The sequence below is a fragment of the Methylobacterium sp. J-077 genome, assembly GCF_022829365.1.
Lineage (GTDB): Bacteria > Pseudomonadota > Alphaproteobacteria > Rhizobiales > Beijerinckiaceae > Methylobacterium.
Map to the genome: position 1 here is coordinate 1 of NZ_JAKSYJ010000225.1, position 21,871 is coordinate 21,871.

Here is a 21,871-nt window from a genome sequence, read left to right on the forward strand (position 1 = left end):
ACGGATAGTAGCGCAGCGAGGCCAGCCCGGTGACGAGGTGGGCGGAGGGCTGGATGCCGTAGACGCCCCGGAAGGCGTCGCGCTCGGTGTAGGAGGCCTGCGCACCCGCCACGAGGCGCCCGTAGGAGCCCTTGTACAGGCGAAATACCCCCGCGGCGACCCATCCCTGGGCGTGACCCTCAGCAACCCGCGGACCCGCCCAATACGAGGCGGAAGTCGGGCTGCAGGCCCCGGCGGTGAATGAGGGTTCCGGGGGTGTATCGGCTGCGCGGCGGCTTGGGCATCATGGGCAGTGACCGCTGGCACGGAGTCGCGGGATCGGGGCGCTGGCAAGACATCGCGACGAGAAAGACGGCACCGGCCGGGGACCATGCCCGTCCGATGCCGCGGGTCGCCGCGGGGATCGGACCCCGCGCGTAGTTGGCCGACACCAGGGTCCCCGCGGCGTCCCGCGTCCCTCGTGGTTGGATCTCTTGGGCCATGCCCCCGGCGCCGCGAGGCGGGTGGGGACGTTGACGCGTGTCCGGAGAGGGCGCGCGAAAGCTTGGTTCTCTGCGGTCGATCGGCATCAAATAAGCGGCTGGCGAATATCCGGCGCAACCATCTTTCGGCCGGGGATCGACAGGTTTTTGTCACACTTGCTTCGCGAAGGAAGACCGGGCCGCCGTTGAGGCGAGGGACGATTATCGTTAGCGTGCCGGCGGATCGGGAGGATGCACGGCAAGCGTGCACGGGATGGATATGGCACACGCAACCCACGCGACGACTGCGCCCGGCGCTCCCCGCGAGCCCTGGTACAAGGTCCTGTACATCCAGGTCCTGATCGCCATCGCGCTCGGCGTGCTGCTCGGCTGGTACGACCCCGCCACCGGCAAGGCGATGAAGTGGCTCGGCGACGCCTTCATCGGACTGATCAAGATGATGATCGCGCCGATCATCTTTTGCACCATCGTGCACGGCATCGCGTCGGTCGGCGACCTCAGGAAGGTCGGACGCGTCGGCGTGAAGGCCCTGGTCTATTTCGAGCTGGTCTCCACCCTGGCGCTGCTGGTCGGCGTGCTGGTCGGCGAGGTGATCCGGCCCGGCGCCGGCTTCAACGCCGACCCGACGAAGCTCGACGCCAGCAAGGTCGCGACCTACGCCAACAAGGCGGCGGCCGATTCCACGGTCGCCCACATCCTGGCGATCATCCCCAAGAGCTTCTTCGATCCCTTCGCCACCGGCGATCTGCTGCAGGTGCTGCTGATCTCGATCCTCACCGGCGTCGTGGTGACGAGCCTCGGCGAGCGCGCCGCCGCGGTGAACAGCGCGATCGACACCGCCGGGCAGATCTTCTTCAAGATCATCGGCATCGTGGTGAAGCTCGCCCCGGTCGGCGCCTTCGGGGCGATGGCGTTCACGATCGGCGAGTACGGCATCCAGAAGGTCTACGACCTGGCCTGGCTGGTCGGCACCTTCTACATCACCGCGATCCTGTTCGTGCTGGTGGTACTCGGCACCATCGCCAAGGTCGCGGGCTTCTCGATCCTGCGCTTCCTCGCCTACATCAAGGACGAGTTGCTGATCGTGGTCGGCACGTCCTCGTCGGAGACGGTGCTGCCGCAGTTGATGACCAAGATGCGCCGGCTCGGCGCCTCGGATTCGGTGGTCGGCCTCGTGGTCCCGACCGGCTACTCGTTCAACCTCGACGGCACCAACATCTACATGACGCTGGCCACGCTGTTCCTGGCGCAGGCGGTGGGCGCGGACCTGACCTTCGCGCAATATGCGACGATCATCCTGGTGGCGATGCTGACCTCGAAGGGCGCCTCGGGCGTCACAGGCGCCGGCTTCATCACCCTGGCGGCCACGCTCTCGGCGATCCCGAACAGCCCGGTCCCGGTCGCCGCCATGACCCTGGTGCTCGGCATCGACAAGTTTATGTCCGAGTGCCGCGCGCTCACCAACCTCGTGGGCAACGGCGTCGCCTGCGTGGTGGTCAGCCGCTGGGAGGGCGAGCTCGACATGGTCAAGCTCAACGAGGTCATGGCCCATCCGGTCTCGATCGGCACCGACATTTCCGACCACGCGCCGCAGCCGATGGGGACCGACCCCAAGGTCACCAAGGTCGCCGCGGCGGAGTGATGGCCGCGTCCACGGGACGGGCCCGCCTCGGCATCGATCTCGGCGGCACCAAGATCGCCGGGATCGTGCTCGATACCACCGGCGCGACCCTGGCCGAGGCCCGGATGCCGGCGCCGCGGGGCGATTACCGGGGAACGATCGAGGCCCTGGCCGCCCTGGTGGCCCGGCTCGAGGCGGAGGCCGCCGCCCCCTGCAGCGTCGGCATCGGCATGCCGGGCAGCCTGTCGCCGGCGACCGGGCGCGTGCGCAATGCCAACTCCCACTGGCTCAACGGCCACCCGTTCGGCGCCGACCTCGCGCGGCGCCTCGACCGGTCGGTGCGGATCGAGAACGACGCCAATTGCCTCGCGGTCTCCGAGGCGGTCGACGGCGCCGGGGCCGGCGCCCGGGTGGTCTGGGCGGTGATCCTGGGCACCGGCGTCGGATCGGGCATCGCCATCGACGGCCGCGTGCTTACCGGCCGCAACGGCATCGCCGGCGAGTGGGGCCACGGCCCCCTGGCCGGCGCCCGGGCCGACGAGCAGCCCGGACCGCATTGCTATTGCGGCCGCCGGGGCTGCATCGAGACCTGGCTGTCCGGCCCCGGCCTCGCCGCCGACCATGCGCGACGGCACGGTGGGAACCTCACCGCCGAGGCCATCGTGGCGGCTGCCCGCGACGGCGACTTAAAGGCGCGCGACACGCTCGCGATCCATCTCGACCGGCTGGGGCGCGCGGCCGCCCAGGTGGTGAACCTGCTCGATCCGGACGTCATCGTGATCGGCGGCGGCCTGTCGCGGATCCCGGAGCTGATCGCCGGCCTGCCCGGGGCGATCGCCCCCCATGTCTTCTCCGACGCCTTCGACACGCCGGTGCGGGCGAGCTTCCACGGCGACGCCTCGGGCGTGCGCGGCGCGGCCTGGCTGTGGGACGCGGATTGAGCGCCCACCGCCGAGGCGGATATCCGGCCGTCCCCGGCGAGCGCATCGAATCCCGGGCTTCGAGCCGCTCCAGAACGGCGGCTCGATCGCCAGCGCCCGGGCCACGCTCGCCTGCGAGTTCTGCAATGACGGCTTGGCTATCCGCCGGGCCCCTTGCTGATGCGGGGAGGGCAGGGCAGGAGGGCCGACCCCTCGCCGCGAAGCTCCGATGATCGTCCGCACCCGGCCCAACCTGTTCACCCTGCTGTTCACGATGCAGGGTTCGATCCTGCCGCGGGTGGCCTGGAAGCTCGTCGGGATCGTCGCCGTGTCCTGCCTGGTGGTCTGGGCGGAAGCGCGCTGGCCCGCCTACTTCCCGGTCACCGCCGGGGTCGCGCCGTTCACGCTGGTCGGTCTCGCCCTGTCGATCTTCCTGAGTTTTCGCAACAACGCCTGCTACGAGCGCTGGTGGGAGGCCCGCAAAGCCTGGGGCAGCCTGATCGGCGAGGTGCGCAACCTCGCCCGCCTGTTGCCGGCCCTGCTGCCGGCCGCCGAGGCGGCGCCGCAGCTGCGCCGCCTGTCGGCCTTCGCGCACGGCCTGCACGCCCGCCTGCGCGGCCTCGACGAGGCGGTCGCGGTGGAGGGGCGGGCGCCGGGATCGGACCTCTGCGGCCCGAACCCCACCGATTCGGTCCTGGCCGCCCTGACCCGCGACCTCGCCCGGCTGATGCGGGCCGGGCGCCTCACCGACATCCAGTTCGGCCTTCTGGAAGCGCGGATCGAGGCCTTGTCGGGGGTGCACACCGCCTGCGAGCGGATCGCCAACACGCCGCTGCCCTTCGCCTACACGCTGCTCGTCTACCGCACCGCCTGGCTCTACTGCCTGCTGCTGCCGGTGGGGCTCACGGGCTCGCTCGGCTGGGCGACACCGGTCGTGGTGGCGCTCGTCGGCTACACGTTCTTCGGCCTCGACGCCCTCGGCGACGAACTGGAGGAGCCCTTCGGAACCGAGCCGAACGACCTGCCCCTCGACGCGATGGTCCGCGCCGTCGACCGCATCGTGCATCACGCGCTCGACGAACCGATGCCGGCCCCGCTGGCGCCGGACGGATATTGGCTGCGGTAAGGCCGAATCAACCGTTCCAGCCGCGCAGGACCGGTTCGCTGCGGTCGTGCTCGTAGCCCAGCACGCTGACGCTCGCCGTGCCGAGCACCAGCAGCGCGCCGCCCTCCGGCGGCAGGCTGATCCAGCGGGCCGCGAGCACGCGCAGAACATGCGCGCTGGAGAACACGATCAGCTCCGCATCCAACGCACGGATCCGCGCGATGACCCGATCCGCCCGGGCGCCGACATCGGCGGCCGCCTCGCCGCCGGGGCATCCGTCGCGGAACAACCGCCAGCCCGGACGCTCGGCCAGGATCTCTTTCGTGGTCCGGCCCTCATAGGCGCCGTAATCCCATTCGGCGAGGTCCGGGTCAATGAGGCGGTTTTTACCGAATCCCGCCAAATCGCAGGTGGTCACCGCGCGGCTCGACGGGCTCGACCAGACTGCCGCATAGGATCCAGCCGCCAATCGCGGCGCAAGGGCACGGGCCGCCGCCTCGCCCGCCGGCGTCAGCGGGATATCGCTGCGCCCGGTATGCTGGCCGGACAGGCTCCAGGCAGTCTCGCCGTGGCGGACCAGGGTGATCTGCGGACGTTTGGTCTCAGACATGCACGCCTCCGGCTGCCTGCCATCAACGCATTGAGTCCGATCCGGCACCGGACAGTAAGCGCCCAGATAAGATGCGGGCGCCGCAACATCGCGCTTGCGCGACTGACGAAACGGACATAAACATATCTTTATGTCTATCGCTGAGAGTCGAACGGCGGGATCGATCCCCTTTCTGGATGCCCTGGGCGTTCTACGCGCGGCGGCCGAGGAGACGCGCCTGCGCATCCTGGCGCTGCTCACCGATGGGGAATTGTCGGTCTCCGACCTAACCGACATCCTCGGTCAGTCCCAGCCGCGGATCTCGCGCCATCTCAAGCTCCTGGTCGAAGCCGGACTGGTCGAGCGCCATCGTGAGGGTGCCTGGGCGTTCTTCCGCCTGTCCGAGGCCCGCGCCGGCCTCGCAGACCCGCTCCTGTCCGGGCTCGACCGAAGCACGCCGCCCCTATCCGAGGATCGGGCCCGCCTCGACGCGGTGCGCACCCAGAGGGCCGAGACGGCCCAGACCTTCTTCGCCCGGCTGGCACCGAAATGGGACGAATTGCGCTCCCTCCACGTCCCCGAAGCCACCGTCGAGGCGGCGGTTCTCGACGCCTTGGGCGAGCGCCCCCTCGGCAGCCTGATCGATCTCGGCACCGGCACGGGCAAGATGCTCGGCCTGCTCGCCCCCCGGGCCGCCCGGGCCACAGGGCTCGATTCGAGCCATGCCATGCTGTCGGTCGCCCGGGCCAACCTGGAGCGGCAGGGCCTGTCGCGGGTGGACCTGCGCCAGGGCGACATCCACGCACCGCCCTTCGCCCGGGCGAGCTTCGACCTGGTGGTGGTGCATCAGGTGCTCCACTATCTCGACGATCCGGCTCGCGCCCTGCGGGGTGCCGCGCGCCTCGTCGCGCCGGGCGGACGGCTCCTGGTGGTGGATTTCGCGCCGCACGACCTCGAATTCCTGCGGACGAGCCAAGCCCACCGCCGGCTCGGTTTTTCAGCCGACCAGGTCTCACACTGGTTGGCCGAGGCCGGGCTCGCCACGGTCGCGATCTCCGACCTGGTGCCCCGGGAGGCCGGTCAGCTCACGGTCACGCTCTGGCTCGCTCAGGAGGCGGGCCATCAGCAGACGGGCCTCGGCCGCGACGCCGAACCGCTCCAGCGCGCGGTCGCCTGACCCCGCGTCCGGCGACCGCCCCACACCCTGTTCCCCTTCATCGTCTGAACCGATCGACATAGAGGACGAGACCCGATGCGCCGCTCCACCCACCGCGCCAGCCGCGACGGCTACCACCCGATCCGCGTCTCGATCGAGTTCTTTCCGCCCAAGACCGACGAGATGGAAAAGGTCCTGTGGTCCTCGATCGAGCGGCTGGCCCCGCTCCAGCCGAAATTCGTCTCCGTGACCTACGGGGCCGGCGGCTCGACCCGGGAGCGCACCCACAACACGGTCGCCCGGATGATCCGCGAAACGACCCTCAAGCCGGCCGCGCACCTCACCTGCGTGGATGCCAGCCGCGCGGAGATTGACGCGGTGGTCCAGGCCTACTGGGATGTCGGCGTGCGCCACATCGTGGCCCTGCGCGGCGACCCGGCCGATGGCGTTGGCCACGCCTACAAGCCGCATCCCGAGGGCTATGCGACGACCGCTGAGCTGGTCGAGGGGATCAAGCGCATCGGCGACTTCAAGGTCTCGGTCTCGGCCTATCCCGAGAAGCACCCGGAGGCCGCCTCCCTGGATGCCGACATCGACGCCCTGAAGGCCAAGGTCGATGCCGGCGCCGACCAGGCGATCACGCAGTTCTTCTTCGAGAACGAGGTCTACCTGCGCTACCTCGAGAAGGTCCGGGCCGCCGGGATCACGATCCCGATCATTCCGGGCATCCTGACGGTGCAGAACTTCAAGCAGTCGGCCAACTTCGCGCGCCGCACCGGCGCCTCGGTGCCGTACTGGCTGGCCGCCCGGTTCGAAGGTCTCGACCACGACGTGGAGACCCGCCGCCTCGTCGCCGCCGCCGTGGCGGCCGAGCAGGTGCTCGACCTGGTGGACGAGGGTGTCCAGGACTTCCACTTCTACTCGATGAACCGGTCCGACCTCGTCTACGCGATCTGCCACCTGCTGGGCCTGCGCGCGCAGGCGCCGAAGCTGGCGGCGGAAAGGGCGGCGGCCTAAATTCAGCGGCGCCCGCACGGCGCAGCAGGGGGCAGGACGATGGCCGAACCGCAGGACCTGATTCTTCCGCTTCTTCGGGAGATGCGGACCGAGATGCACTCTGGATTCGAGCGCGTCGATCGCAAGCTCGAGGAGCATGATACCCGCTTCGACAAACTGGAACGTCGGTTCGACAATCTGCGGGAAGCCGTCAACGGCGAATCGGTCCTCGGACGCTACGCGGCTGCCCAGGTCGAAGAACGCCTCGACGCCCTCGAAAAGCGGCTCGCCGCCCTGGAGAAAGCAGGCTGACCCGGACGAATTCCGGGCCGGTCCGAAACGAGAATTCCACCCTCCGCCTCATCCTGGGTGCCGCGCAACGGCCTCGCAGGAAGGCTCCGGGGACCCGCAAAAAATCTGGAGGCCTCCTTCGAGGCCTCCGCTTCGCTCCGGCACCTCGGCTTGAGGTGGTCTGTTGGGACCGATCATGACTGACTTTCCCCCCGTCGACGGCACCGAGATCGCCACCGCCCTGCGCAGGCGCGCTGCGGAAAAAATCCTCGTCCTCGACGGGGCGATGGGCACCGTGATCCAGCGGCTCGGGCTGACCGAGGCAGATTTCCGCGGCGACCGCTTCAAGGATCACCCGAACGATCAGAAGGGTAACAACGACCTCCTGATCCTGACGCAGCCGGACGCGATCCGGCAGATCCATCTCGATTACTTCCTCGCCGGCGCCGACGTCTGCGAGACCAACACCTTCTCCGGCACCACGATCGCGCAAGGAGATTACGGCCTCGAATCGATCATCCATGACCTGAACCGGGAGGGGGCGCGCCTCGCCCGCGAGGCCGCGCAGCTCGCCGAACGCCAAGATGGCCGCCGCCGTTTCGTGGCCGGCGCCATCGGCCCGACGAACCGCACGCTGTCGATCTCGCCGGACGTGAACAATCCCGGCTACCGCGCCGTGACCTTCGACCAGGTCAAGACCGCCTATAGGGAGCAGGTCCACGGCTTGATCGCCGGCGGGGCCGAGCTGATCCTGATCGAGACGATCTTCGACACGCTCAATGCAAAGGCGGCGGTGGCCGCCTGCTGGGCGGTGTTCGAGGAGACCGGGATCCGGCTGCCGATCCAGATCTCCGGCACGATCACCGACCTGTCGGGCCGAACCCTGTCGGGCCAGACCCCTGCGGCGTTCTGGAACGCGCTGCGCCACGCGGACCCGCTGACCTTCGGTCTCAATTGCGCGCTGGGCGCCCGCGAGATGCGCGGTCACATCGCCGAGCTGTCGCGGATCTGCGACACCCTGGTCTGCGCCTATCCGAATGCCGGCCTGCCCAACGAGTTCGGCCTCTACGACGAGAGCCCGGAGGCCATGGGCAAGCTGGTCGGCGAATTCGCCGAATCCGGCCTGGTCAACATGGTCGGCGGCTGCTGCGGCACGACGCCGGACCATATCCGGGCTATCAGCAAATCGGTCGCCGGCAAGACGCCCCGACAGATCCCGGAGATCCCGCGCCTGATGCGGCTCTCGGGGCTGGAGCCCTTCGTGCTCACCAAGGAAATCCCGTTCGTGAACGTCGGTGAGCGCACCAACGTCACCGGCTCGGCCAAGTTCAGGAAGCTGATCACCAACGGCGACTACGCCGCCGCCCTGGACGTCGCCCGCGATCAGGTCGCCGCTGGCGCTCAGGTGATCGACGTCAACATGGACGAGGGCCTGCTCGATTCGCAGAAGGCGATGGTCGAGTTCCTCAACCTCGTCGCCGCCGAGCCCGACATCGCCCGGGTGCCAGTGATGGTCGATTCCTCGAAGTTCGAGGTGATCGAGGCCGGCCTGAAATGCATCCAGGGCAAGGCGATCGTGAACTCGATCTCCATGAAGGAGGGCGAGGAGAAGTTCATCGAGGCGGCCCGCATCTGCCGCTCCTACGGCGCCGCCGTGGTGGTGATGGCGTTCGACGAGCAGGGCCAGGCGGATACCTACGAGCGCAAGGTCGAGATCTGCACCAAGGCCTACCGGATCCTGACCGAGCAGGTCGGTTACCCGCCGGAAGACATCATCTTCGATCCGAACATCTTCGCGGTCGCCACCGGCATCGAGGAGCATAACGGCTACGGCATCGCCTTCATCGAGGCGACCCGGACGATCCGCGAGACCCTGCCGCACGCCCATATCTCGGGCGGCGTCTCGAACCTCAGCTTCGCCTTCCGGGGCAACGAGCCGGTGCGCGAGGCCATGCACGCGGTGTTCCTGTACCACTGCATCCAGGCCGGGATGGATATGGGCATCGTCAATGCCGGCCAGCTCGCCGTCTACGACGAGATCCCGGCGGAGCTGCGCGCGCTATGCGAGGACGTGGTCCTCAACCGCCGCGACGATTCCACCGAGCGGCTGCTGGAATCGGCCGAGCGCTTCAAGACCGGCGCCTCGGCCCAGGCCAAGACCGCCGACCTGACCTGGCGCGAGGCCCCGGTGGCCAAGCGCATCGAGCACGCCCTGGTCAACGGCATCACCGAGTACATCGTCGCCGACACCGAGGAGGCGAGGGCCGGCGTCGAGCGCCCGCTCCACGTGATCGAAGGCCCGCTGATGGCCGGCATGAACGTGGTCGGCGACCTGTTCGGCGCCGGCAAGATGTTCCTGCCCCAGGTGGTGAAGTCCGCCCGGGTGATGAAGCAGGCGGTCGCCTATCTCGAGCCGTTCATGGAGGAGGAAAAACGCGCCAATGGCGGCGACGGCAGGCGCCAGGCCGCCGGCAAAGTGCTGATGGCCACCGTGAAGGGCGACGTCCACGACATCGGCAAGAACATCGTCGGCGTCGTGCTGGCCTGCAACAACTACGAGATCATCGATCTCGGCGTGATGGTGCCGGCCGCCAAGATCCTCGACGTGGCCCGCAAGGAGAATGTCGACATCGTCGGCCTGTCCGGCCTGATCACCCCGTCCCTCGACGAGATGGTCCATGTCGCGGGCGAGATGGAGCGCGAGGGTTTTTCCGTGCCGCTGCTGATCGGCGGCGCCACCACCAGCCGCGTCCACACGGCGGTGAAGATCCACCCGGCCTACGCGAAGGGCCAGGCGGTCTACGTCACCGATGCGAGCCGCGCGGTCGGCGTGGTGTCGAGCCTCCTGTCCAAGGAGACCCGCGACAAAACGATCGAGACCGTGCGCGCCGAGTACGCCAAGGTCTCGGCCGCCCATGCCCGGTCGGAACTCGACAAGCAGCGCCTGCCCCTCACCAAGGCCCGGGCCAACGCCTTCAAGATCGACTGGTCGGATTACGCGCCGAAGAAGCCGGCCTTCACGGATGCCCGGGTATTCGGCTCCTACGAGGTCGCCGATCTCGTGCCCTATATCGACTGGACGCCGTTCCTGCAGACCTACGAGTTCAAAGGCCGCTTCCCGGCGATCCTCGACGATCCGGACCAGGGTCCGGCCGCCCGCGCCCTCTACGAGGACGCGCAAGAGATGCTCAAGCAGATCGTGGCGGAGCGCTGGTTCAACCCGAAGGGCGTGATCGGCTTCTGGCCGGCCAACAGCGTCGGCGACGACATCGTGCTCTACACCGGCGAGAGCCGCAGCGACCGGCTCGCGACCTTCCACGGCCTGCGCCAGCAATTGTCCAAGCGCGACGGCCGGCCCAACACCTGCCTGTCGGACTTCGTGGCGCCCAAGGAGACCGGCATCGCCGATTACGTCGGCGGCTTCGTGGTCACGGCCGGCCTGGAGGAGGTGCGGATCGCCGAGCGGTTCGAGCGGGCCAACGACGATTACCGGGCGATCCTAGTGAAAGCGCTGGCCGACCGGATCGCCGAGGCCTTCGCCGAGCGCATGCACGAGCGCGTCCGCCGGGAATTCTGGGGCTACGCGCCGGACGAGACGTATTCGCCCGCCGAACTGGCGAGCGAGCCCTATGACGGCATCCGACCGGCGCCCGGCTACCCGTCCCAGCCCGACCACACCGAGAAGACCCAGCTGTTCGATCTCCTGAAGGCCGAGCGGCGGATCGGGGTGAAGCTCACCGAATCCTACGCCATGTGGCCGGGCTCCTCGGTCTCGGGGCTCTACCTGGCGCACCCGCAGGCGCATTATTTCGGCGTCGCCAAGGTCGAGCGCGACCAGGTCGAGGACTATGCCCTGCGCAAGGGCATGGATGTGCGCGAGGTCGAGCGCTGGCTCGGGCCGATCTTGAACTACGACCCGACGCGGTACCTGGCCGAAGCCGCCGAGTAGGGCACAAGACCCTACGTCCGACGACGATCCGTCTCCAAAGACGGCGCCGTCGTCGGATACGTGATGCGCTATCCCGGGATCAGCAGGTCCCGGCGCCGCGCGTATTCACGTAGAGCGCGTAGACCGAGTGCGAGGCGGCCATCAGCAGCAGGTTGCGGTTGAGGCCGCCAAAGCAGAGGTTGGCGCAGCGCTCGGGCAAGCGGATCCGGCCGATCGGCTTGGCCTGGTGCGACAGGATGAGCACGCCGTCCTCGGCCTCGCTCATGCCCCAGCCGCACCAGAGGTTGCCGTCGACATCGACCCGGAACCCGTCCGGCGTGCCGGGGCCGGCGTCGAAGAACACCCGGCCGTTGGCGGTCTTGGTGCCCTTCTCGATCACGTCGTAGACGCGGATCAGACGGTTCGGCTTGGCGCGCGCCTCGATGACGTAAAGCTTCGACTCGTCCGGCGAGAAGGCCAGCCCGTTCGGTCCCGCGAGCCCCGCCACCACGAGGCTCGCCTGGCCTGTTGCCGGATCGACCCGGTAGACGTTACCCGGAAGCTCCGGGGCCGCCATCGACTCGTGCGGGTTCGGCCCGAAGGCCGGATCGGTGAACCAGATCGCACCGTCGGAATGGCAGACCACGTCATTGGGCGAGTTCAGCGGCTTGCCGTCGAACCGGTCGAGCACCGTGGTGATCGAGCCGTCATGCTCGGTCCGGGTGACGCTGCGGGTCTTGTGCTGGCAGGTGACGAGGCGCCCCTGCCGGTCCCGGGTGTTGCCGTTGGCGTAGGCGGACGGCTTGCGGAACACCGTCAGCGCGCCGGAGGCCTCGTCCCAGCGCATGATCCGGTCGTTGACCACGTCGCTGAACAGCAGCGCACCCCTATCGCCGAACCAGACCGGCCCCTCGGCCCAGCGCAGGCCGGTGGCGACCCGCTCCACGGTGGCGGACGCGATGCGGTACTTGGCGAAGGCCGGGTCGAGCACCTCGACGGCTGGGTCGGGCACGCGCTGGGACGGCTCCCATTCGGCCCCGGCCGCCCGTGCGGCCCCGAGCAAGGCCGCGCCCGCGAGCAGCCCCCTGCGTGCGATCGTCGCCATGTATCCTCCCTGTCCGTTCAGCCGCCCGCTTTCGCCGCGACCCCGGATCGTTGTTTCGCCGTGCTTCCTTGCGCCGGGCTGGGACCGGGCCCGGCGCAAGGTGCAGGTCAATGGATCTCGGGTTCGGGAATGCCGCCCGCACCCTCCAGGAAATCGAAGTCGCAGCCCTCGTGGGCTTGCCTCACGTGCTGGGTGAACAGCCGGTTGTAGCCTCGCGGATAAGCCCGATCCGGCGGCACGAATGCCGCGACGCGTGCGGCGATCTCGGCCTCGTCCAAGTGCAGGTGGATGCGCCGCTCGGACACGTCGACGGTGATGAGGTCGCCGTTGCGCACGGCCGCCAGCGGCCCACCGGCCGCCGATTCCGGCGAGACATGCAGGATGCAGGCGCCGTAGCTGGTGCCGCTCATACGGGCGTCCGAGATGCGCAGCATGTCGCGCACGCCCTGCCGGAGCAGGACCTTCGGGATCGGCAGCATGCCCCATTCCGGCATGCCGGGGCCGCCGATCGGGCCGGCATTGCGCAGGACCATGATGTGGTCCGGGGTGACGTCGAGGTCGAGGTCGTTCACCGCGGCGGTCATGGCGTCGTAATCGTCGAACACCAGGGCCGGGCCGGTATGCTTGAGGAAGCGCGGGTCCGCGGCCGGCGGCTTGATCACGCAGCCATGCGGCGCGAGGTTGCCGTACAGGATCGCGGTACCGCCGAGGGAGACGATCGGCTTGTCCAGCGGGCGGATCACGTCGTCGTTGTAGACACTCATGCCGGCGAGCCCGTCGCCGATGGTGCCGCCGGTGACCGAGCGGGCGTCGAGGTAGAGGAGGGGGGAGAGCCGCACCATCAGGGCGCGGATGCCGCCGGCGATGTGGAAATCCTCCATCAGCCACTGGCCCGAGGGCCGCAGGTTGGCGATCACCGGCACCTTCTGGGCGAAGTCGTCGAACTCGGAGAGCTTGATCGGGATCCCGGCCCGGCCGGCCATCGCCACCAGGTGGATCATCGCGTTGGTGGAGCCGGCCAGCGCGTTGTGGACCACGAGGGCGTTCTCCACCGAGCGCCGGTCGAGGATGTCGGACGGCTTCAAATCCTCCCAGATCATCTCGACGATGCGCCGGCCGCAGGCGCTGGCCATGCGGGGATGGTCGGCATCGGCCGCCGGGATCGAGGCCGCGCCCGGCAGCGACAGGCCGAGCGCCTCGGCGATCGATGTCATGGTCGAGGCGGTGCCCATGGTCATGCAGGTGCCGAATGTGCGGGCGATGCCCGCCTCCATGTCGTTCCATTGCTGCGTGGTGATGGTGCCGGCTTCCTTCTCGGCCCAGTATTTCCACACGTCGGAGCCGGAGCCGAGGATCTTGCCGCCGGAATGCCCGCGCATCATCGGCCCGGCCGGCAGGAAGATCATCGGCAGGTTCATGGAGATGCCGCCCATCACCGTGCCCGGGGTGGTCTTGTCGCAGCCGCCCATCAGTACCGCCCCGTCGACCGGGTGCTGGCGCAGCAATTCCTCAACCTCCATGGCGAGGAGGTTGCGGTAGAGCATCGTGGTCGGCTTGACAAAGTTTTCGGACAACGAGAGCGCCGGCAGCTCGATCGGGAAGCCGCCCGCCTGCCAGACGCCGCGCTTCACCTGCTCGACCCGTTCGCGGAAGTGGAGATGGCAGGGGTTGATGTCGCTCCAGGTGTTGATGATGCCGACGATCGGCTTGCCGGTGAAGTCGGCACGCTCGTAGCCCATCTGGAGCATACGCGAGCGGTGGCCGAAGCTGCGCAGGTCGGTGGCGCCGAACCAGCGCTGGCTGCGCAGATCGCCGATTTCTTTCTTGCGTGCGGTCATCAGACGGTCTCCGGTCTCGCGCGTTCGGTCGCGGCAGCCGCCGGCAGGTCCGACGCGAAGCCCGGATCCGCCGCCACGGCCGGCCGGACCGCCAGGAAGGTAATCGTCGCCGAGGCGAGCGCACAGGCTGCGAGGAAGTACAGGCCGGCCTCATAGGTGCCGGTGGCGTCCTTCAGCCAGCCCAGGACGTAGGGGCCGACGAAGCCGCCGAGATTGCCGACGGCGTTGATCAGCGCGATGCCCCCGGCCGCGGCCGGTCCCGACAGGAACTCCCCCGGCATCGCCCAGAAGGCCGGCTTGGTGCCGTACAGGCCGATCGCGGCCACCGACATCGCGGTGAGCGCCCAGAGGCTGCCCAGCATCGGCCCCGCCGCGACGAGGCCGAGCATGGCGATCACGCCGGCGACCACGAAGTGCCAGCGCCGCTCGTTGCGCCGATCGGACGACCAGCTCCAGGCGATCATGCCGACCGTGCCGATGACGTAGGGGACCGCCGTGGCGAGGCCGGTCTCCCAATCGGTGAGCTTCAGGCTCTTGAGGATAGGCGGCAGGAAGAAGGTGATGCCGTAGGTCGCCGTGCCGATACAGAAGTAGATCGACGCGAGCGCCAGCACCCGACCATCGGTCAGGGCCTGCTTGAGCGTGAAATGCCCGTGAGTCTGGACCGTGCTCCGGCGCTCGGCCTCCAGCGTGCCTTCCAGCCAGGTTCGCTCCTCGGGGGCGAGCCAGGCCGCCTTGGCGGGCCGTTCGGTCATCAGCGCGAGCACGACGAAGGCCAGCAGGATCGACGGCACCGCTTCCAGGACGAACAGCCATTGCCAGCCGTGCAGGCCGAGCGCCCCATCGAGTTGGAGCAGCGCCCCCGAGATCACCGCCGTGAGGGCGTTCGATCCAGGCACCGCCAGGAACAGGGCCGCCACCACCCGGGCTCGGTAGCGCCTTGGAAACCAGTAGGTGAAATACAGGATCATGCCGGGGAAGAAGCCGGCCTCGGCCACCCCGAGCAGGAAGCGCATCACCAAAAAACTCACCGGGCCGGTGATGAAGGCCATGGCGCCCGCGACAAGGCCCCAGGTGACCATGATCCGGGCGATCCAGAGCCGCGCGCCTTTGCGCTCCAGGAGGACGTTGCTGGGTATCTCGAAGATGACGTAGCCGAGGAAGAAGATGCCCGCGCCCCAGCCGTAGAGGGTCGCCGAAAAGCCGAACTCCCGGTTCAGGCCGAACGAGGCGAAGCCCACATTCGTGCGATCCATGTAGGCGATGAAGTAGATCAGCACGATGAGCGGCAGGAGCCGCCACGAGACCTTGGCGACCGTGCGCCGCTCGATCTCCGGCAGCGCCGCGATCGCTGGTATGCCCCCCGACATAGCCCCTCCCAACCCAGATGCTCGTCTCGCCGGCTTCGCGCCGATCGGTGCCGTCCGCCGTCAGCGCCCGTTCTGCTGCCGCCATGCGGCGAAGTCAGCGAGACTCTGTGCGTCGGTGGCAGGATAGAGGCCGAGGATGGAGCGGCCCTTGCGGACCTCTTCGGTGACGAAATCCTCGTAGGCGGTCATCTCGACGGCCTCTTCGGCGATCTCGTCGGCGAGGTGGGCCGGGATCACCGCCACGCCGTCGCCGTCCCCGACGATCACGTCGCCGGGGAAGACCGGGGCGTCGCCGCAGCCGATCGGCACGTTGATGTCGATGGCCTGGTGGTGGGTCAGGTTAGTCGGGGCCGAGGGGCGCACGTGGTAGCTCGGCATGTCGAGCCGGGCGATCTCGTCGGCGTCGCGAAATCCGCCATCGGTGACGAGACCGGCGCAGCCCCGCACCATCAGGCGGGTCGCCAGGATCGAGCCCGCCGAGGCCGCCCGGGCATCCTTGCGGCTGTCGATTACGAACACGGCGCCGGGCGGGCACTCCTCCACCGCCTTGCGTTGCGGATGGGCCCGATCGCGGAACACCGTGATCGGGTTCAGGTCTTCACGGGCCGGCATGTAGCGCAGGGTGAACGCCTCGCCGACCATGGTGCCGCCGCCGGCTTTCAGCGGTCGCACGTCTTGGATCATCTGGTTGCGCAGGCCGCGCTTGAACAAGGCGGTCATCAGCGTCGCCGTGCTGACGGTCTTGAGCTTGTCGCGCGTCTCGGCAGACAATCCGGGCATCCGCAGCTCCTCCCATGAAGACGGTCGCCGTCGAGCTCGAACCATCAAGAACCCGGCCGGCGCTGACGCGCCCTGGGCGACCACTGATATCCCAGGGCTTGAGTAGGGCGCCGCCTGGCGCCATTGTCAACTGAAGCAGAGAGCGGCTGCGACACAGACGGGGGATCCGGTTGGCCGATGCGAGGATCTTGACGGCGGGTCCCGACGCGAGCGGAATTCCGGTCGACGCCAAGCGGCCGCGATCCCTCGCGGAGACCGCCTACGACGCGATCGAGCAGATGATCATCAGCCGACACCTCGCTCCGGGCGCGATGGTGTCGGAGAGCGAGCTCGGCGCGGAACTGGCGCTCGGGCGGACCCCGGTGCGCGAGGCGCTGGCGCGGCTCAAGGCGATCGGCTTCGTCGAGGTCCATGCGCGCCGCGGCGTACTCGTCACCCCAGTGGACATCATCAAGCATCTCGAACTGCTCGAAGTCCGGCGCCCGCTCGACGAGACCGTGGCCCGCTGCGTGATCGCCCGCGCCTCGGACCGGGACCTGGAGACCCTGCGGAGCCACACCGAGGGCCTGCTCGTCGCCGCCGCCGCCCGGGACCGCGAGGTCTACTTCCGGCTGAAACGGGCCCTCCACGAGGCGATGGTCGGATCAGCCTACAACCCGACCCTGACCAGCACGATGGGCCCGCTCCACGCCCAGTCGAGGCGCTTCTGGTATACCTACGAGCCCACGGCCAGCTTCCTCGACTGCGCCGGGATCCACGCGACGATCGTGGCCAGCATCGCGGCCCGCGAGCCCGATCGGGCGCTTTCCGGAATCGGCACGCTGTTCGACCTCCTCGACCGGATGACCCGGCGTGCCCTCGACCGCCGACCTCTGGTCTGACAGGTTGACCGAGCCGCCCGCGGCCCTATCCTGGGACTGACATATCAGTCGCATCCCAGGACACGGCAGCGGTCAGGTTCAAGGCCGCGACAGGACGGCCGGCCGCCCCTGGAGACATCCTCCGGGCGGCGTCATCGCCAGGGAGAAACGGCTTGAGCGGATTGCCCCCACGCACCGGCGCGCAGGTGCTCGTCGATCAGTTGCTCGTCCAGGGCATCGAGCGGGTCACTTGCGTCCCCGGCGAGAGCTACCTCGCGGTGCTCGACGCCCTGCGCGACAGCGGCATCGACGTGCTCGTGTGCCGGCAGGAGGGCGGCGCCGCGATCATGGCCGAGGCCGGCGGCAAGCTCACCGGCCGTCCCGGCATCTGCTTCGTCACCCGCGGCCCCGGCGCCACCAACGCCTCGGCGGGGATCCATATCGCGCGCCAGGATTCGACGCCGATGATCCTGTTCGTCGGTCAGATCGGTCGGGCGATGCGCGGCCGGGAGGCCTTCCAGGAGGTCGATTACCGCCAGATGTTCGGCGGCCTGGCCAAGTGGGCTGTGGAGATCGACGACGCGGCCCGCATCCCCGAGATCCTGGCCCGGGCCTTCCGGGTCGCGCTCCAGGGCCGGCCGGGGCCGGTGGTGATCGCCCTGCCGGAGGACATGCTCGACGACGTCGCGGCGGTGGCCGACGCGCCGCGCGTCGTCCCCGCCGAGCCGGCCCCGTCGCCCGCCGATACGGAGCGGCTGCGCGCGATGCTGGCCGAGGCGCGACGGCCGGTGGTGCTGCTCGGCGGCGCGCGCTGGACCGAATCGGCCCGCGGCGCCCTGGCCGCCTGGGCCGAGCGCCACGACATGCCGGTGGCGGTCTCGTTCCGCCGTGCCAACCTGTTCTCCGCCGACCATCCGAATTTTGCCGGCGAGCTCGGGATCGGGCCGAACCCGGCACTCCTGGCGCGGATCAAGGAGTCCGACCTGCTGCTGATGATCGGCGGGCGCCTGTCCGAGATGCCGGCGCAATCCTACGGCCTGCTCGGCATCCCCGATCCCGGCCTGCCGCTGGTCCACGTCCATCCCGATCCGGAAGAACTCGGCCGGGTCTACCAGCCGACGCTAGCGATCCAGGCGACCCCCGAAGCGTTCTGCGCCGCCCTGCCGACTTACGACGCGCCGCGAGCCGGCCGCGCCGCCGAGGCCCACGCCTCCTACCGCGCCTGGTCGGAGACGCCGGAGCCGAAACCCGGTGCATTCCAGTACGGCCAAGCGATCACCTGGCTGCGCGAGCGCCTGCCGGCGGACGCGGTGATCTGCAACGGCGCCGGCAACTTCGCCACCTGGATCCACCGCTACTACCGGTTCCGCGCCTTCGGGACGCAACTCGCCCCGACCTCGGGCTCGATGGGCTACGGCCTGCCGGCGGCCGTGATCGCCAAGCGCAGCCTACCGGAGCGGATCGTCGTGGCGCTCGCGGGCGACGGCGACGTGATGATGACCGTGCAGGAATTCGCCACCGCCGTGCAATACGGCATCGCCATCCTGGTCGTGGTCCTCGACAACGGCATGTACGGCACGATCCGGATGCACCAGGAGCGGGAATATCCCGGGCGCGTCTCGGCGACCGAGCTGCGCAATCCCGACTTCGCCGCCCTGGCCCGCTCCTGCGGCGGCCACGGCGAGCGCGTGGAGCGCACCGAGGAGTTCGCCCCCGCCTTCGAGCGCAGCCTCGCCGCCGGGATTCCAGCGATGATCCACTGCCTCGTCGATCCGGAGGCCCTGACACCGACCATGACCCTCGCGGCGATCCGCGCGAAGGCCCTGGCGGCAGGCGAGGGCTGACAGCCCCCCACCACCGACCCGGTGCGGAGGATCCGCACCCTTTCGAACAGGAGTCGACGATGACCGTGCGTGGCGAAAACCTGATCGGCGCCCAGGCCCAGCGAGGCACGCAGGACGCGTTCCGGGGCATCGAGGCGGCCACCGGCCAGCCCCTGGAGCCCGACTTCCCCGGCGCGAGCCTCCAGGACCTCGACTGGGCCTGCGCCCTGGCGGATGCCGCCTTCGACACCTACCGCGAGACAACCCCGGAGGCCCGGGCGGCTTTCCTGGAGACGATCGCGGCCAACATCCTCGATCTTGGCGATGACCTCGTCACCCGCTGCATGCAGGAGACCGGGTTGCCCCGGCCGCGGATCGAGGGCGAGCGCGGCCGCACCGTCGGCCAGCTGCGCCTGTTCGCGGGCGTCGTGCGCGAGGGCAGCGCCTTCGAGATCCGCATCGACCCGGCCCTGCCGGACCGCAAGCCGCTGCCCCGGCCGGACCTGCGCCTGCGCAACGTCGCGCTGGGCCCGGTGGCGGTGTTCGGCGCCAGCAACTTCCCGCTGGCCTTCTCGGTGGCCGGCGGTGACACCGCCTCGGCGCTGGCGGCCGGCTGCCCGGTGATCGTGAAGGCGCACCCGGCCCATCCCGGCACCTCCGAGCTGGTCGGCCGGGCGATCCAGAGGGCGGTCGCCGGGTCCGGCCTTCCGGAGGGGGTGTTCTCGCTGCTGTTCGATGCCGGCCAGTCGATCGGGCAGGGGCTGGTGGCCGATCCCCGGATCGCCGCGGTGGGCTTCACCGGATCGCGCCGGGGCGGCACCGCCCTGATGGAGATCGCGTCCAAGCGCCCCCGCCCGATCCCGATCTATGCCGAGATGAGCAGCATCAACCCGGTCCTGCTGTTCCCGGGCGCCCTGGCGGCCCGGGGCGAGGCGATCGGCCGGGCCTTCGCGGCCTCGCTGACGCTGGGTGCCGGCCAGTTCTGCACCAATCCCGGCCTGGTCCTGGCGGTGCCCGGCCCCGGCCTCGACGCGTTCCTGGCCTCGGCCACGGCGGCCCTGCGGGAGAGCCCGGCCGCGACCATGCTGACCCCGGGCATCCATCGGGCCTACTGTGACGGTGTCGCGCGGCTCGCCGGCCACGCCGCGGTCACGCGCCTCGCCGAAGGCCCCGAAGGCACCGCCACCCAGGGCCGGGCGGCCTTGTTCGCCACCGATTCGGACGCCTTCCTGGCCGAGCCGGAACTGCAGGAGGAGATGTTCGGCGCCGCGGCCCTGGTGGTGCGTTGCCCCGACCTCGCGGCGATACGAAAGGTGCTGGAGCATCTCGAGGGCCAGCTCACCGCGTCCCTGCACATCACGCCCGACGACCACGCGGCCGTGCGGGCGCTGCTGCCGCTGCTGGAGCGCCGGGTCGGGCGCATCCTGGTCGACGGCTTCGGCACCGGCGTCGAGGTGGCGCACGCCATGGTCCATGGCGGCCCGTATCCGGCGACATCGGACGGCCGCACGACCTCCGTGGGCAGCCTCGCGATCGACCGGTTCCTGCGGCCGGTGAGCTACCAGGACCTCCCCGACGCCCTGCTGCCCGCCGCCCTCCAGGAAGCCAACCCCCTCGGCCTCCCGCGCCGGGTCGACGGCCGCCTCGAACGCCGCTGACGGGACCACACGCGCGGGGACAGGCGCAGGCTCACCTCCGCGTCCCACCGGCTCAAACGGTCCAGTTTGAGCCTCATCGACCGCTTGCCAGGCCGAGGCTGCCCGTCTAGACAGCCCCGGCCCACGGTGGGGCGTCGCCAAGTGGTAAGGCAGCGGTTTTTGGTACCGCCATTCCCAGGTTCGAATCCTGGCGCCCCAGCCAAACGCCTGTGATTCTCAGCCGATCGTTGATTCTCCGGCTGTTTTCGGACCCGCCCGGGCCGATCTCTCCTTGCAGGTCCACTCAGGAGGTCCTCTCTCCTGGACGGCAAGGACATACGCCTTGCCTTGCTCTCACATCCGCCGCCGCGGACAAACAGTCCTGCTTCGTCGTATCACCACCCACGACCTGCGCCTGTGGTTCGGTCAACGCGAGATCCTGCGCTCGCTCGGACACGCGACGCCAGGAGAGGCCCGACGGCTGGCGCAACGCTTGTGGGATGCGAGAAACGTTGTTTGCGCTCGTGCGCTTCAACCGGTCGCTCAGGCGTGCCGGCATCGTTGAGCTGACAGAACAGTATCTCGAGGCCCCAGCCTTCAGGCACGATTGCCTGATCGCGAACATCGGGCACGACCCAGAGCCTGAGGCCTTTCCCGGCTTCCCCGGCCCGGCGTCGGGCGACGATCCCCATGAGAGCGTCGATACCGAGGAGGCGGCCGCAAAAGCGAGCCTGAACGATCCGGCCGAGATAGCGTTTCTCTACAGGCACTACTTGGACAGCCTGAAGCGCGCCCTTGACGTGATGACCGGCCTCGACCTCGGCTTCGCCATGAAGAACTATCACTGGTTCTTCCTCGCACCGGAAGCGGACCTGCCCGAACGCATGCTGGCAGTCGATCCGGACGCTTTCATCGAACGCTCCCTGAACGAGATGACCGGTGGCCGCGACGTGATTGAGGCGACGGCGCTCGACGCCTATCGCACCGCATTCCGTGACCCCGCCGTCCGTCATGCGATCTGCGAGGATTACCGCGCCGCTATGACCGAGGACCTCGCGCTCGACCGCGCCGATCAAGAGGCGGGACGCAGGCTGTCATGCCCGGTGCTCGTTCTGTGGCCCGGCGACGATTCGGGCCAGGATCGTCCGACGCCGGTGGAGATCTGGCGTCGTTGAGCCGGCGATGTCATCGGCCACGCAACCGGTGGTGGCCACCTCCAGCCCGAGGACGCTCCCGACGAGGTCCTTGCCGCGCTGGGTCCTGTCCTGCTCGATTAACATGCGCCCCGAGGCGCGAGGGGAACTGCCTTGGGGGCTGCGTGGTCGCGGTCGCCTCGCAAGGTTGGCTTCGGTCCATGATCGGGCGGCCGG

At 69.3% G+C, this 21,871-nt stretch carries 17 protein-coding genes and 1 tRNA gene; 13 read left to right on the plus strand and 5 right to left on the minus strand.

Annotation, left to right across the window (positions count from 1 at the left end):
- The first annotated feature begins 741 nt into the window (after positions 1-741).
- The 3 genes from MKL11_RS28135 to MKL11_RS28145 all read left to right on the plus strand — a co-directional run bounded on the left by MKL11_RS28135 (position 742) and on the right by MKL11_RS28145 (position 4,149).
- Positions 742-2,124 carry a dicarboxylate/amino acid:cation symporter gene (locus MKL11_RS28135; RefSeq protein WP_243949660.1) on the plus strand — a complete coding sequence of 461 codons (1,383 nt, stop codon included), beginning with the start codon at positions 742-744 and terminating at the stop codon, positions 2,122-2,124.
- Positions 2,124-3,044, plus strand: coding sequence for an ROK family protein (locus tag MKL11_RS28140; RefSeq protein ID WP_243949661.1), 921 nt, complete (start codon positions 2,124-2,126; stop codon positions 3,042-3,044). Before MKL11_RS28135 ends, MKL11_RS28140 begins: the two co-directional genes overlap by 1 nt.
- 208 nt (positions 3,045-3,252) lie before the next feature.
- Positions 3,253-4,149, plus strand: coding sequence for a bestrophin family protein (locus MKL11_RS28145; RefSeq protein ID WP_243949662.1), 897 nt, complete (start codon positions 3,253-3,255; stop codon positions 4,147-4,149).
- 7 nt (positions 4,150-4,156) lie between these two features.
- Here MKL11_RS28145 and MKL11_RS28150 read toward each other — a convergent pair whose 3' ends face one another.
- Positions 4,157-4,738: a histidine phosphatase family protein gene (locus MKL11_RS28150; RefSeq protein ID WP_243949663.1), complete on the minus strand. Its 582-nt coding sequence runs from the start codon at positions 4,736-4,738 to the stop codon at positions 4,157-4,159.
- A 130-nt stretch (positions 4,739-4,868) separates the two neighbouring features.
- On the opposite strand from MKL11_RS28150, the gene MKL11_RS28155 reads away from it, so the two are divergent.
- The 4 genes from MKL11_RS28155 to metH all read left to right on the plus strand — a co-directional run bounded on the left by MKL11_RS28155 (position 4,869) and on the right by metH (position 11,109).
- Positions 4,869-5,894: an ArsR/SmtB family transcription factor gene (locus MKL11_RS28155; RefSeq protein WP_243949670.1), complete on the plus strand. Its 1,026-nt coding sequence runs from the start codon at positions 4,869-4,871 to the stop codon at positions 5,892-5,894.
- Between the two features lie 75 nt (positions 5,895-5,969).
- Positions 5,970-6,890 carry a methylenetetrahydrofolate reductase [NAD(P)H] gene (gene metF, locus MKL11_RS28160; protein WP_243949672.1) on the plus strand — a complete coding sequence of 307 codons (921 nt, stop codon included), beginning with the start codon at positions 5,970-5,972 and terminating at the stop codon, positions 6,888-6,890.
- Between the two features lie 39 nt (positions 6,891-6,929).
- Entirely contained in the window at positions 6,930-7,181 is a 252-nt protein-coding gene (locus tag MKL11_RS28165) for a hypothetical protein (RefSeq protein ID WP_243949674.1), read from the plus strand.
- 175 nt (positions 7,182-7,356) lie between these two features.
- On the plus strand, positions 7,357-11,109 hold the full coding sequence (gene metH, locus MKL11_RS28170) for a methionine synthase (protein ID WP_243949683.1): 3,753 nt from the start codon (positions 7,357-7,359) through the stop codon (positions 11,107-11,109).
- Positions 11,110-11,188: 79 nt separating this feature from the next.
- On the opposite strand, the gene MKL11_RS28175 is transcribed toward metH, so the two are convergent.
- The 4 genes from MKL11_RS28175 to MKL11_RS28190 form a co-directional block, all read right to left on the minus strand.
- Complete coding sequence (locus MKL11_RS28175) at positions 11,189-12,193, minus strand: SMP-30/gluconolactonase/LRE family protein (RefSeq protein ID WP_243949685.1); 1,005 nt, start codon at positions 12,191-12,193, stop codon at positions 11,189-11,191.
- Between the two features lie 107 nt (positions 12,194-12,300).
- A complete protein-coding gene (araD, locus tag MKL11_RS28180; RefSeq protein WP_243949693.1) occupies positions 12,301-14,031 on the minus strand; it encodes an L-arabinonate dehydratase in 1,731 nt (576 codons plus the stop codon).
- Positions 14,031-15,401 carry an MFS transporter gene (locus tag MKL11_RS28185; protein WP_243949695.1) on the minus strand — a complete coding sequence of 457 codons (1,371 nt, stop codon included), beginning with the start codon at positions 15,399-15,401 and terminating at the stop codon, positions 14,031-14,033. Before MKL11_RS28185 ends, araD begins: the two co-directional genes overlap by 1 nt.
- Positions 15,402-15,461: 60 nt before the next feature.
- Positions 15,462-16,181, minus strand: a complete 720-nt coding sequence (locus MKL11_RS28190) for a ribonuclease activity regulator RraA (protein ID WP_243949697.1) — start codon at positions 16,179-16,181, stop codon at positions 15,462-15,464.
- 188 nt (positions 16,182-16,369) lie between these two features.
- Between MKL11_RS28190 and MKL11_RS28195 the strand changes: the two genes are divergently transcribed.
- The 6 genes from MKL11_RS28195 to MKL11_RS28215 all read left to right on the plus strand — a co-directional run bounded on the left by MKL11_RS28195 (position 16,370) and on the right by MKL11_RS28215 (position 21,676).
- The gene (locus MKL11_RS28195; protein ID WP_243949699.1) at positions 16,370-17,062 is read left to right on the plus strand and encodes a GntR family transcriptional regulator; all 693 of its coding nucleotides are present in this window, start codon (positions 16,370-16,372) and stop codon (positions 17,060-17,062) included.
- A 152-nt stretch (positions 17,063-17,214) separates the two neighbouring features.
- Complete coding sequence (locus tag MKL11_RS28200; protein ID WP_243949701.1) at positions 17,215-18,885, plus strand: thiamine pyrophosphate-binding protein; 1,671 nt, start codon at positions 17,215-17,217, stop codon at positions 18,883-18,885.
- A gap of 59 nt (positions 18,886-18,944) precedes the next feature.
- Positions 18,945-20,522, plus strand: coding sequence for an aldehyde dehydrogenase (NADP(+)) (locus MKL11_RS28205; protein ID WP_243949704.1), 1,578 nt, complete (start codon positions 18,945-18,947; stop codon positions 20,520-20,522).
- Between the two features lie 127 nt (positions 20,523-20,649).
- A tRNA-Gln gene (locus MKL11_RS28210) sits at positions 20,650-20,724 on the plus strand.
- Positions 20,725-20,844: 120 nt separating this feature from the next.
- Positions 20,845-21,066, plus strand: coding sequence for a DUF6538 domain-containing protein (locus tag MKL11_RS33645; protein WP_409565931.1), 222 nt, complete (start codon positions 20,845-20,847; stop codon positions 21,064-21,066).
- Positions 21,014-21,676, plus strand: coding sequence for a hypothetical protein (locus MKL11_RS28215; RefSeq protein WP_243949706.1), 663 nt, complete (start codon positions 21,014-21,016; stop codon positions 21,674-21,676). The genes MKL11_RS33645 and MKL11_RS28215 overlap by 53 nt, the downstream gene beginning before the upstream one ends.
- Positions 21,677-21,871: the final 195 nt, after the last annotated feature.

Excerpts from the sequence above, each read along its gene's own strand:
- MKL11_RS28145 (WP_243949662.1), top strand. The coding sequence starts at position 3,253 with ATGATCGTCCGCACCCGGCCCAACCTGTTCACCCTGCTGTTCACGATG.
- MKL11_RS28165 (WP_243949674.1), top strand. The coding sequence starts at position 6,930 with ATGGCCGAACCGCAGGACCTGATTCTTCCGCTTCTTCGGGAGATGCGG.
- MKL11_RS28185 (WP_243949695.1), bottom strand. The coding sequence starts at position 15,401 with ATGTCGGGGGGCATACCAGCGATCGCGGCGCTGCCGGAGATCGAGCGG.
- metH (WP_243949683.1), top strand. The coding sequence starts at position 7,357 with ATGACTGACTTTCCCCCCGTCGACGGCACCGAGATCGCCACCGCCCTG.
- MKL11_RS28205 (WP_243949704.1), top strand. The coding sequence starts at position 18,945 with ATGACCGTGCGTGGCGAAAACCTGATCGGCGCCCAGGCCCAGCGAGGC.
- araD (WP_243949693.1), bottom strand. The coding sequence starts at position 14,031 with ATGACCGCACGCAAGAAAGAAATCGGCGATCTGCGCAGCCAGCGCTGG.
- metF (WP_243949672.1), top strand. The coding sequence starts at position 5,970 with ATGCGCCGCTCCACCCACCGCGCCAGCCGCGACGGCTACCACCCGATC.
- MKL11_RS28155 (WP_243949670.1), top strand. The coding sequence starts at position 4,869 with ATGTCTATCGCTGAGAGTCGAACGGCGGGATCGATCCCCTTTCTGGAT.
- MKL11_RS28190 (WP_243949697.1), bottom strand. The coding sequence starts at position 16,181 with ATGCCCGGATTGTCTGCCGAGACGCGCGACAAGCTCAAGACCGTCAGC.
- MKL11_RS28150 (WP_243949663.1), bottom strand. The coding sequence starts at position 4,738 with ATGTCTGAGACCAAACGTCCGCAGATCACCCTGGTCCGCCACGGCGAG.
- MKL11_RS28135 (WP_243949660.1), top strand. The coding sequence starts at position 742 with ATGGCACACGCAACCCACGCGACGACTGCGCCCGGCGCTCCCCGCGAG.
- MKL11_RS28140 (WP_243949661.1), top strand. The coding sequence starts at position 2,124 with ATGGCCGCGTCCACGGGACGGGCCCGCCTCGGCATCGATCTCGGCGGC.
- MKL11_RS28175 (WP_243949685.1), bottom strand. The coding sequence starts at position 12,193 with ATGGCGACGATCGCACGCAGGGGGCTGCTCGCGGGCGCGGCCTTGCTC.